General features: G+C 54.7%; 8 protein-coding genes. All 8 read left to right on the top strand.

Annotation, left to right across the window (positions count from 1 at the left end):
* The first annotated feature begins 31 nt into the window (after positions 1 to 31).
* Complete coding sequence (locus tag CBP34_RS12415) at positions 32 to 850, top strand: vWA domain-containing protein (RefSeq protein WP_236748414.1); 819 nt, start codon at positions 32 to 34, stop codon at positions 848 to 850.
* Between the two features lie 71 nt (positions 851 to 921).
* Entirely contained in the window at positions 922 to 1,551 is a 630-nt protein-coding gene (locus tag CBP34_RS12410; protein ID WP_236748580.1) for a PP2C family serine/threonine-protein phosphatase, read from the top strand.
* Positions 1,548 to 2,975, top strand: a complete 1,428-nt coding sequence (locus CBP34_RS12405; protein ID WP_094098208.1) for a protein kinase domain-containing protein — start codon at positions 1,548 to 1,550, stop codon at positions 2,973 to 2,975. Before CBP34_RS12410 ends, CBP34_RS12405 begins: the two co-directional genes overlap by 4 nt.
* Positions 2,976 to 2,982: 7 nt before the next feature.
* On the top strand, positions 2,983 to 6,297 hold the full coding sequence (locus CBP34_RS12400) for a DEAD/DEAH box helicase (protein WP_094098206.1): 3,315 nt from the start codon (positions 2,983 to 2,985) through the stop codon (positions 6,295 to 6,297).
* Positions 6,287 to 7,750: a hypothetical protein gene (locus CBP34_RS12395; RefSeq protein WP_157896469.1), complete on the top strand. Its 1,464-nt coding sequence runs from the start codon at positions 6,287 to 6,289 to the stop codon at positions 7,748 to 7,750. Before CBP34_RS12400 ends, CBP34_RS12395 begins: the two co-directional genes overlap by 11 nt.
* A gap of 1 nt (position 7,751) precedes the next feature.
* Positions 7,752 to 9,437, top strand: coding sequence for a hypothetical protein (locus tag CBP34_RS19460; RefSeq protein ID WP_157896468.1), 1,686 nt, complete (start codon positions 7,752 to 7,754; stop codon positions 9,435 to 9,437).
* The gene (locus CBP34_RS12375) at positions 9,422 to 10,123 is read left to right on the top strand and encodes a hypothetical protein (RefSeq protein WP_094098196.1); all 702 of its coding nucleotides are present in this window, start codon (positions 9,422 to 9,424) and stop codon (positions 10,121 to 10,123) included. The genes CBP34_RS19460 and CBP34_RS12375 overlap by 16 nt, the downstream gene beginning before the upstream one ends.
* Positions 10,120 to 11,946, top strand: coding sequence for a DUF2357 domain-containing protein (locus CBP34_RS12370; RefSeq protein ID WP_094098195.1), 1,827 nt, complete (start codon positions 10,120 to 10,122; stop codon positions 11,944 to 11,946). The genes CBP34_RS12375 and CBP34_RS12370 overlap by 4 nt, the downstream gene beginning before the upstream one ends.
* Positions 11,947 to 12,078 lie beyond the last annotated feature (132 nt).

Here is a 12,078-nt window from a genome sequence, read left to right as displayed (position 1 = left end):
ATAAGAACTTTTATGAACTGGAGACTGGGTCATGGGGTTTGCCAAATACCAAGAAGACATTGTGAGCCGAAACGTCGGCGATCTCGCGATGCGTTCCATCAAGGCGCCGGTTTCATCACCCAAGACTCCAAGCCCGAATACGAAAAATCAACCTGATCAAAGGACAAAGAAGATGAGCAGTCTCAAAAAATTCGCTGTCGCCACGCCCCGGCCTCTCCCCGTGATCGTCTTGGCTGACACAAGTGGGAGCATGGGGGAGAACGGCAAGATCGAAGCGCTAAATGCTGCGATGAAGGACATGGTCTCGACTTTCGCCAAGGAAAGTCGTTTGCGCGCCGAGATCCAAGTGGGCTTGATCACCTTCGGCGGCAAGGCTCAGATGCACCTACCGCTGGCTGCGGCACACAGCGTCGCGGGGTTTGCGGAATTGAAGGCCGAAGGGGTGACACCGATGGGTGCTGCATTTGACCTCGCCCGTCAACTGCTGGAGGACAAGGATCGCATCCCCTCTCGAGCCTACCGCCCCGTCTTGATCCTTTTGTCTGATGGGCAGCCGACCGACGACTGGGAGGTTCCCTTCAAGGCTCTCTGCGATTCCGAGCGGGCGCAAAAAGCAACCCGGCTTGCAATGGCAATTGGCCCAGATGCCGACGAAGCCATGCTGAGGGATTTTGCAAACGACGCAGAAGCGCCCATTTTCAAGGCACACAACGCCCGGGACATCCATCGTTTCTTCCGAGCGGTGACCATGAGCGTCACCACTCGCACTGCAAGCCAAAATCCAGACCTCTCAACCACCTTCGTTGTCCCGCCGCCGGATGACGACGCATTGGACCTCGACTTCCAATGAGGTTTATTGCCTGCGGCGCGAGCGTCATCGGCCCCCGACACCTAGAACTGGGCGAGCCTAACCAGGACGCGATGGCTTTATCTGGCTGGCGGGGCGGCTGGATTGCGGCCGTGGCTGACGGACTGGGATCTCGAGCACGTAGTGATCTGGGGGCACGTAATGCCTGCCAGATTTCCCGACAGATTTTGCGCGCCGCATCGAGCAGCTTCAATCTGCCTACAACGCTGCCATTGATTCATCAGCAATGGCTCGAAGCCATTGAGCCGACAACCCCAAGAGACGCTGCAACAACGCTGTTGTTCGGTCGCGTGACAGCTGAGGGCGATTTCCATGCAGCTCAACTGGGTGACGGTTTGCTGCTTGTGAGATGCGCTGGCCAGTTTCGTCGCGTCACACCAGACCGAACAGCCTATAGCAATCAGACGTGGGCACTTGAGTCCAATCACGTGCAGGACAAATGGAGCACCACATTCGGTCGACTCACCGAGCCAGGTGATGGTGTTGTCCTGATGACAGATGGCGTGGCCGATGATCTCGAGCCAGCCCAACTCGCAGAGTTCTTTGATGCGCTTTATCAAGACCTAAGCACTCGGAATCGTCGCCGAGGCAGACGCTGGCTGCAGTCTGAATTGAGCGACTGGGCGACCCCCTTGCACAGCGACGACAAGACACTGGTGACCATATTTAGGACGTCCGAATGAGCACAACAACAGCAGAAGCACCGAAGAAAAACAGGACGGTGCTAGACCAACATGGTCAGTCCTATGAGTTGACAGGTCGCATCGGCGAAGGTGGGCAGGGAATCGTCTGCACGACCAACTACCCCAACGTTCTCGTCAAAGTTGCGCGAGCAACCACAGAAGAAAAACGAGCCAGTTGGACGAACAAGATCCGCGCACTTATGCGCCAGCCACTTGAAGGTCTTCCGATAGCACATCCGTTGGCCCTCATCACGCAGCCGCAGCCCGGTTACGTGATGGAGTTGATGGATGGGTTGGCCCCAATGACTGAGCTGATGCAGGTGGCGACTGACTCCTTGATGTCTGATGACGGCCTCTCAGGCTATGTGAAGACAGGTGGCCTGCTGCGTAGGTTGAAGATGCTAGCGCGACTGGCGCGGGTGTTGGCTCAGTTGCATGGGCGTGGATTGGCCTATGGCGATCTCTCCCCTGCAAATGTCTTCGCATCGCAATCACTAGAGTACGCCGAAGTCTGGTTAATCGATGCCGACAACGTTGCGAGTCAGTCGCGTGATGGTCAGCAAGGCGTCTTCACTCCTGATTACGGTGCACCCGAGATTCTCCGGGGGGAGACTGGCATCAATACGCTGACAGACAGTTGGAGTTTTGCGGTCATGGCATATCGCATCCTCACGCTGGTTCACCCACTCAAGGGAGACGTTGTCCTTGAAGGTGAGCCGGAGCGTGAAGAGGCGGCTCTCCGTGGCGAACTCCCTTGGGTAGATCACCCAGTTGATCGCAGCAATGCCTTGTCGATTGGTCTGCCACGCGAGATCACGCTCAACGCGCCACTGCGTGCGTTGTTTGAACGATGCTTCAATGCGGGGCTGAATAGTCCAGGTGAGCGACCTAGTCTGAGTGAATGGGCTGATGCCTTCGAGGCTGCCACAGGTCATTGCGATCAATGCGAGTCCTGTGGCAGTACGTTCTTCTACACCCCAAAACAGACTTGTCCATTTTGTGATCACGCTCAGGACAAGAATCGGACGATCCTGCTGCAGGAATATCGCTATATGCCGCCCGAGCTGCTCCGGGAGGGCTTGACGGAGGATGTTCCTGAGTCGTTGATTCGCAAGGAGTGCTGGACTCGCACAGGTAAGGCCCTGGTGTTAAGCGTGAGCCCAGCCGAATTGAAAACCTTGCCCTTGGGAACGTCCTTGTACGCGGATGCGAGTCCGCTATGTACGGTTCAACTTGCCAAGGATGGGTTGTGGATAGAGCCCTCCGCCGGTGCGCGAGTTTCCTTGCAGAGAGCATCTGACGACAAAGTCGTAGCCGTTGCGCGTCGACAGCGGCTTAAATCAGAAAGTCGTTCAGGTGTGTCTTTCTGGCTCCATCTAGGGGCAGTAGAAGAAGAGCACGTCGTATGGCGTTTCAACTGGTGAGCCAACGATGAAACTCTGCGATTTTTCTCTCCTATCGAGTGAACTTGTCCAATTCTCTTGTGACGACTTGGATGCTGATTGGCAGATCGGCGAGGCAGTATCAGTGCAGGCACACGGCAATGACTATCTTCTCCGTCAGGGGGATTTCGTCTGCGTCGGCAAAGTAGTCGGAAGCCAAGATCGAACTGCGATTCGGGTGCAGCGTGGCTTGACACTGTGGGTCTTAAGAAATCGACACGAAAAGGTTCTCCACCTTCAATCGTTGGATTTGGTCGAGCAGATCCAGTTGGATATGGCGATTTCTGTTGATGAGGCCATTGCGGAGCAATTGGCCAGTAGGGGTGTGATTTCCGCACCGGACGTACAGGCGGCCGTGGATTGGTTGACAGATCAATTCATCGCTGCTGATGACGCGGCGACCGCCGAAATGGATCGTGTCTTTCTTGGTCGCTTCGACAACGTTTCCGATGAAGGTTTCGTTCTGTTTGGAGCGGGGTGGCGAGGCACCGTCAAACGAGATGCGGGCGTGCTGAGACTGATGAGCGTCACACGTCTCAAGGGTACTAATGCACGTGTGGCGATGGCCGTAGGCAAGATCTCTTTCCAAGATGCCAGTGTCGCCGTTCGGCTCCAGAGTACAGAGCAGCGCGCACTCCTGGATGCTGCACTTCGCGACAACGGAAGCTACCTGCGCCTATGGCAGGAATACGGCGCGCTTGAATGGGAACAGGCAAGAGATTGCGCGCGAGAGCTTGGCTCTCTTCGGTTCAAGAACGCGGATCTCATCGAGGGTGAGCTCTGGGCATGGTTTCTAAAAGTTGATGTTGACCACCTGAAGGATTTCCGAAAACGATGGAAAACCCTGGGTTTATCAGCCACAACACAAGTAGAACTTGGTGAGAAAGAACTCGATCTTGATTCCGAAGTTGAAGACACACCGGAGAAAGGCGACCGGGCACGGCGTCGCCCAGTTCGAGGGGTATTGCGGTTTGAGAAAGACGGCGTTGTCTTGATTCCAAGCCAGGACCGGCGCTCGGAACGGCCACCAGCCAAGGGCTTCATCTACTACTCTCTATCAGGTGACGAAGCTGTACAGACCCGTCGTGCGCGTGCAAGGCAATCCATCAATGATGGACGCCGATTGCCGCAATTGAGCTACCTGCTGGAAGGGGTTGCACCGCCAAGCGCCCGACGGCGTCAACTCGATGGCTTATCCGCCTACGCCAAAGCTTGCTTTAAGGGTGCTCCAACAAAGCGCCAGATTGAGGCATTGGAGAAGGCGATAAACACACCTGATATCGCGCTTATCGTTGGTCCACCAGGAACGGGAAAGACCCAGGTCATTGCTGCTTTGCAGCGTCGCCTTGCCGAAACACTAGGTGAAAACTCGCTGCAGCACCAAGTGCTGATCAGTAGTTACCAGCACGACGCCGTCGATAACGCCCTTAATCGTGCTGAAGTCTTTGGCTTGCCTGCTGTTCGCATTGGCGGCCGAGGGCGTCGTGACGAAGGCGGCGTCGACCCCGTTGGTGTTTGGTGTGAACGCAAACGAAAGGAAATCGCCGTTCGACTCGATGCGATTCAGCTGAACGAGCCCCTGACTCAGCCCTTGAAAGAGCTTGATCGGCGGGTCACAGCATTGAGACTCGCAAGTTTGTCGGCACAGGAACGCCAAACACAGTTCGAGCAAATTGATCTTTTGTTGCACCAGTTGTTCGCTCTGGATGTTCGTCTCCCGGCCAATATTAAAGATCGGTGGGATGAGTTCCTGGCTCAGCAGAAACGAGTTGAAACCCAGCGTCAGGCCAACGAGCCCGCTGGGCTTGTGCGATTGCTCCGGGCTCTGCGCACCAGCCACATCGGCTTCTCCGATGACGGCCCGGACAGAGCTCATCAGCTTGAGCGCACTCTGCTACGTGGCGGAGTCAAACTCGAAGAGTCCGAGTGGATGTTGCTCCAGCGACTTTCAACGGTTGCCGACGCTACGGAGGCAGACCTATCTGAATTGGCTGCCTTTAAGCGGGCCATGCTGGATCGACTGAGCCCCGACTACAGGCCCCCGCAGCTGAAGCAGGCGTTGAGTGGAGAAGCACTTGGTCTCTTGGCCGATATCGAGTGCGCAATCGCCGCGCCTTTGCGCCAATCACGCCGTGGCATCTCTGCGGTAGTGGCCTCGTACCACGCGGCGCTTGCCCAGTCCCCCAATGAGGCAGCGAGAGCGGTCCGCGAGTACGCCAGCATTGTCGGTGCGACATGCCAACAGTCAGCTGGTAAGGCGATGAGCAGTTTGAAGGAGTTGAGCGATCTAGATGCATCAGAAGGAATTGAGTTCGACACGGTTGTCATTGACGAAGCGGCGAGAGCAAACCCTCTCGATCTCTTCGTTCCCATGGCGATGGCGCGGCGTCGCATCATCCTAGTTGGCGACCATCGACAGCTACCTCACCTTGTTCAGCGAGAGTTGGAAGATGAACTCATTTCCAGGCAAAGCCTGACTGAGGCTCAAGCAAAGGCGTATGAGCAGAGTCTTTTTGAGCGGTTGGTGAAACAGCTTAGGGAGCAGGAGAAAGTTGACAACATCAAGCGCGTCGTGATGCTCGATACGCAGTACAGAATGCATCCGACTCTGGGTGACTTCATCAGCAAGCAGTTTTATGAATCTGTGGGACTGGACGTTTTGCACTCAGGGCGACCCGCACAGGATTTCGCCCACACGATTCCTGGCTACCAAGGCAAATGTGCTGCTTGGTTGGATGTGCCTCTGCAGGACGGGAAAGAAAAATTTCTAAAACCCGGCTATGAAAGACGATCTGAGGCAATTGCTATTGCAAAAGAAGTCAAGCGGATAACAGATTCTTGTGGACCGACATTGAGTATTGGCGTCATTAGTTTTTACCGCGCTCAATGTGACCTAATTCTTGACGCTTTCGCCGACCAAGGCCTTGCCGAGGAGGAGGACGGTGAAATCCGGATCGCAAGATCCTACCGGCAAACTGAGTCAGGTGATGAGCGCCTGCGCGTTGGCACGGTCGACGCTTTCCAAGGCAAAGAGTTTGATCTCGTCTTCCTGTCGATCGTGCGAGCTAACGACTCAACCGTTTCCGATCAAAAGGACGGGAGTGAGCGTGAACGATTGCTAAATGGTAAGTACGGCCACTTGCGCCTGGCAAACCGCTTAAATGTGGCGATGAGCCGCCAGAGAAAGCTCCTTGTTGCCGTTGGTGACAAAGGCATGGCTGAATGTCCTGAGTCCGAGGAAGCCGTCCCAGCTCTGAATGCTTTCCTAAAGCTTTGCAGGGAGGATATGGCAAATGGTCGCTGATCGCTATCTCCGCTTTGATGCGCGTCGTCCCCCTGGTGGGCGTTCGTTTCTGTGGCCTGTTCGAGTTTGGAAGGTTCTCTATCCAACAAAGCGTGTACTGAAGCTGAATCTGTTCCAGCAGGCGATCCTTGGACTTGCACGGGCTCGATGCCAGGACAGCTCGGAAATGGCGGCACTGCTGGGGCTGGACCGGGAGCTCGTGGTGTTCATCATTGCCACACAGCTGATCCCCAACGGCTGGATGACTACCTTAGGTGCCGTTACTACTCAAGGTGAGCGTGTTCTCGAAGAGACTCAGGACGCCAGCGAGGAAGTCCGAATGGGATACGCGTATCAGGACGCGATCTCAGGCAACTGGTTGCCGAGATTCACTGAAGAACTTCCTGAAATTGAAGCGAGGCGAATCGATGAACGTGGTTATCCGATATTCCTGCGTGATCTGGATTCCGGAAAGGAAGATCGACCGTTCCGCCTAAATCATTTCCGGGAAGGTGCATTGGACATGGGGGCGCTATTTGATGCGTTCGAGCGCTATCGGACGGATCACGACCACGCCAAGCAGCGTGATGATGAACTTCCGACACGTGTCCGCATTGAGAGCCTGAGCTTTGTCGAGGATTCGGGGCAGCCGATGTGGTTGTGGACGTGGATCTTTCCAGACGAGGCCGGGCCACAACCCTGGCTGGTTGCCGACCCTTTCGGTCTTCAGCAGGCGGCATCATGGTTGCGCAAGCCATTGCAGGAAGTCCTGCCTCGTAACGAGGGTCTGGCACGCTACATCGCTGACGCAGTGGGTGAGACGCGATCGAATGAATTGTCGGCAGAGGAGTGGCTGCGGTCTCTTGAGAACCAGATCGATTTAACTGTGCTGGCAGATTACAGCTGGTCTGGCAAAGTGCCTGCTATTTCAGGGTACTTGACCAGTGTGCTGCGCAGGAACGCACTGTTGGCCTCCCAAGATAAAACTTGGCAGGAAGATTTGACCAGTTTGCTGATTGAGACTCACAACCTCGCCGAGAGTGTTTTTCAATGGTTGTTGAAGAGATTTCCAGTGGACGTCCGTAGATTGCCCGATCGGAGCCAGGACAAGAATTGGACGAAGGATCTAGCTTCGGAAATTCTACGAACACTCCCAGCGGCCCAACTCACCGATGACACAGTTAGGCGACTGGCTTCGCAGAATTTGAGAGAGATTCGGAATGCGCTTGTTCGAGGTAATAGTTCATTAAAGGCGTTGATGTTTGCCGCGCTGCTTTCCACGATTGAGCACGCCACACATCCTCTCAAGGATCTTTCCCCCCAAGTTCTTGCCTTGGATCGAATATTGGACATGGCTGACGCGAGAAATCGGAAGGCCGGTCACGCGGGCGGCGACAAGATAAGCAAAGACGAAGCAATGGAATACGCTGATTTCGTTATCGAATGGGTTCAAATTTTTAAGGGCTGGTATTGATATGGCAAAACACAATAAGGGGAACAAAGCCCCAGTGGCGCAAAACACGAATGCTACACAAAGTGCAGTCGCATCGGCATGGCAGAAAGCAACTGCTGGCATTGGCTCCCTTGCATCACTGGTGCAAAGCGATGCTTCCGTCGTGGCGCTCCCCGACCTGGACAAAGATCAGGTCAGCGAATTGGAGAAAGCCGAACCTGAGAAAAAGGTTGAGCTCGAGAAGCTGTTGGCGGCTGTCGCTGATGTCGCAAAGAGAGTTCGTGAGTTGCATGAGGATGCACAGAAGCGCACGGAAGACCTGGTTCGCAAGGAGGAAGCATTCTCTCGCCGAAGTGATGAGAACAAAAAGAGAACCGAAGAAATCCACAAACTCGATGATGAGTTGAGGCAAAGACAAGCCGAGATAAAAAAGTCTGAATCAAATCTGGCTGACAAGGAGCGGGAACTTGAAAAGCGGGAACTGGATGCGCGATCCGGTTTTGCCGCCCAAAACGTCGCAGCACTCAGTGACCTAAAAAAAGAGATCGTGGAGCTGGAGTCTAAGAAGACAGAAATTCAACTTGGCATCCTTCAAGCAGAGCAAAAAGCACGTGACGATGAGTCTGCGCGCGCCTCCGAACTGATGGGTCGGGAAGCGGATATTGCAAACAAGGAGAGAAGTCTTCAGCAGCAACAACGACGGCAAGATGCGGAGTGGAAAGAGCTAGAGCGCGAACGGACACAGATCCGTGAAGATGCACTTCGCGAGGCCAGCCAGGAAATTGCGAGATTGACGGAGGCCCGAAAACGAGCTGAGTCTCGCCTCGAAAAAGTGTACCGTGATTGGACCTTGACTGAACAAAAACTAGAACAATACCGAGAGTTCTCAGAAGCATTGGCGGGACGTTCTGCACGCGAGATTCTTGACGATTTGGCTGCTCACAAGCGTCGAGTCACTCAGTTGGAAAATCACATTGCAAATAGTCAAGATGATCAGCTGCAATCTGAGAATGAGGCACTGCGAAAACTTCGTGATGAGCAAAAGACTCAACTCGATGAGGTTCATGTGGACTTAGCTGATGCAAAAGCTCAGCTTCATCGCCTGCGTCTCGGTGTCAGCGACAAAGAGAACCTTGAAAAAGAGAAGCGTGCCCTCGAAAAGAACAATCAGATTTTGAGTGCAAGGCTGAATGACCTGGGTAAAACTGTGGATGACCTCACCCAGTCTCAGCAGTCCGAAAAGCCGTTCCCCCAGATGGCATGGATGGATTCGGCATCCAATGCAGATTGGATCAAGGATCGCAAAGCCAAGGAGCTGAGCCTGCCGGAGCAGGATGTTCCTGATCTGAAAAAATTCTCGGTTGAATTGCAGCACAGGATCGCTCAAGCGGAGGAAGGTGCAACACTTCATTTCCGTCTCGAAGATATTCAGCTGCTTATTGCCGGGTTGGCCATGAGCCAGCTTCACATCTTTCAGGGAATCAGCGGCACAGGCAAAACAAGCTTGGCGAAGGCCTTTGCAAAGGCTGTCGGGGGCATTGCACCGACATCGCCGTCCAGGCTGGCTGGCGAGACCGTGATGATCTACTGGGGCACTACAACGCTTTCGAAAAGCGCTTCTACGAGCGCGACTGCCTGCAAGGTCTCTACCGTGCGCAAACTGCCGCTTACAAGGACCGGTGCAACATCATCTTGCTGGACGAGATGAACCTATCGCGCCCGGAGCAGTATTTTGCTGAATTCCTCTCGGCGCTCGAAAAGAATGACCCAAGAGATCGACTCATCAGTTTGTCGGAGAGCCAGTTGCCGAACGCCCCAGCGCTGCTGGTCGAGGGGCGAAGGATTCGGGTTCCCCACAACGTCTGGTTTGTAGGCACTGCTAACCACGATGAAACAACGAACGAGTTCGCAGACAAAACCTACGACCGTGCTCATGTCATGACGCTTCCCCGCCACGAAGCGGGATTCAAGGTGGAGCCAAAGCCGAAGGCCAGCTTTAGCTATGGATCTTTGATGGAGCGATTCGATGATGCCGTGACACAAAACGCTGATGAGGTTTCAGAGTTGTTGGCGGAGTTGACCACGGGCCCGCTCACGAGCATCTTGCAGGATCGCTTTGACTTGGGTTGGGGCAATCGACTCGAACGTCAGGCCATGCGATTTGTCCCTGTTTACATGGCTGCCGGCGGTCGCAAAGAGGATGCTCTGGACCATTTGCTTGCCAGCAGAGTATTCAGGCGCGGGAAGGTCACTGGTAGATACGATGCGACCATTGATGATCTTGGCGCCATCGAACAAGCGCTGACCACAGTGTGGAAGGGGTGGAAATCGGAGCCTCGCCGTTCCATTGCCTTGTTGGCTGAAGACCGTCGCCGCAAGGAGCGTGAGGCATGATATTTTTGGACCGTCTTACGGGTAGCAAAATCAGCCGCCTACCCGACGCGCTTCTGCCGGGGAGGTATTGCTTGCTTGAGCCACTCGTGGTCAATGGACACAGTCGCTTGCAGCCCGGTGATCTGCTATCAGATGACGGCTCGGGCGTAATCCGGACTCAAGACACTGAATCGCAAGTGCTCGCCATCTATCAGTCTGACGACGATCAGGCGGACTCCGATTTGTCTGCAGAGGCGATTATTTCCATTGCCGGAAAAATCGCTCACGCACATGATGCAAATGTCTCACCCATGCTGCCTGCTGAGATGGCCGCCCAATGCGCGCTCGAAGAACTCGAGCGCGACTTGGCGGCGGTACTCAGAGATGGTCATCTGCATTCAATATCTGACCGCCCCCGCAGAGACCTTCGATATGACGACTTGGTTGCGCCAGTGGCGCGAGCTCGACGCCTCGCGACTTCGGCATTAAGTCACCTGGCATCACACTCTGATTGCTGGCAGCAGCGTACGCTCAGTGGTGTTCAACCGCGCAAGGTTCTTGCACGTTTCAGCGAGGACGACTATGCCATCTATGAGAACAGGCTCTACAAGCGGCTACTAGATCGCCTTGATCGACACCTTGCTAGGAGATTGGCTCGCATCCGGGGAGTCAATTCACGACTGGAGCGAGCTTTGGAGTTCCAGGACTCTGAGCAGACGCATTTTCGACTTCGCCAGGATATTTGTCGCCTTTGGGGCGAGTCATATCTTGATGACAAGACTGGGATGCAGTTGGAGGCAGGAAAGCGCGCCCTCAGCGATTTGGAGTCTCAGTTGCGTGCAATCAGAGGGTTGAAGCAAAGGGGGCTTTATTCGCTGGTGCCTCCTGCATCTGTGGTTCCTGCCCAAGTTCACCGGACAAACATTCTCAACCACGACCCGCACTATCGTCATCTGCCCCCGCTTTGGGAGAAGTTGAAAGATGATCGTGAAGACCGGCTCTTACCCCCGGAAGAGCGCTTGGCGCGGCAACTTCAATTGCAACTGGCTTACGTCAGTTACGTTGGTCTTGTGATTAGGCGGGCGCTTGAGCGGTATGGTCTGCGAAGAGTGGATGGAAATTTCATCTTCAGTTGGGCGGGACGGAGTTTCGTACTCCGACGTGATGGACATGATTGGGTCGTAACTCAGTCTCAGGGATCTATCCTGAGGATCGTACCGATTGCCTGGTTCGGCGCGTCAATAAATATCAGTGAGAGTCTGGAGCCTGGTCGTATCGTGTGTTGGCCAGGCGTGCCAACCAGTGTCGCATCGCCGCAGAGTCTTCCTGTCTCTCCGCTGGACCTTTATGTCGTGGAGAAGGTGGGGAAGTTGATCGATGAGTGGATGTTGCGGCAATTGCTCCAAGGTCATGGCCGAAAACTGGGGCCGTTGCCGACGCCGTCCAAAACGCTAACCGAGGCTTGGCCGGAACAGTTTGAATCTATTTCGTCTACCCACGTCAGGATCCTCGCGCCAGTCGATGCTCAGAAAGCAGCCGAACTGAAGGCTTCACTCAAAGGTTCAGCTAATTCGCAAGTTGAGGACGCCGTCGGGGATGCCATCGAACAGATCGCAACTCTTGCTGAGCTTTGTGGCCATCAGGCAAGATTCGTGCGGGCGCAGCAGCAGCAGGACTTCTACTGCCAATGCGGAACTTGCCAAGCAACCTGGTCGCTCAAGACAACAGGGAAAAGTCGACGCTTTTCTATACGGCCGAAGGGCGCATCTGCCATACAAGAAGAAGTCGGCTTTCTTTGGTCAGGGAGGGATTGGCTGGAGTTCGACTTGAATGCAGATCAATAGTAGCGCTTAGATCCGGACGACAGATTGACGCGAACTCACGTTTGAGGCAGCCCCAAAAATGGTGTTGGAAGAATTCGCCACCCAGGCTGTGACTGCCTATGGCAGGCACTCAGGTCTTTGATTGATCATGTG

The sequence above is a fragment of the Acidovorax carolinensis genome (assembly GCF_002157145.1).
GTDB lineage: Bacteria > Pseudomonadota > Gammaproteobacteria > Burkholderiales > Burkholderiaceae_C > Acidovorax > Acidovorax carolinensis.
This window is presented reverse-complemented; position numbering and strand designations above follow the sequence as displayed.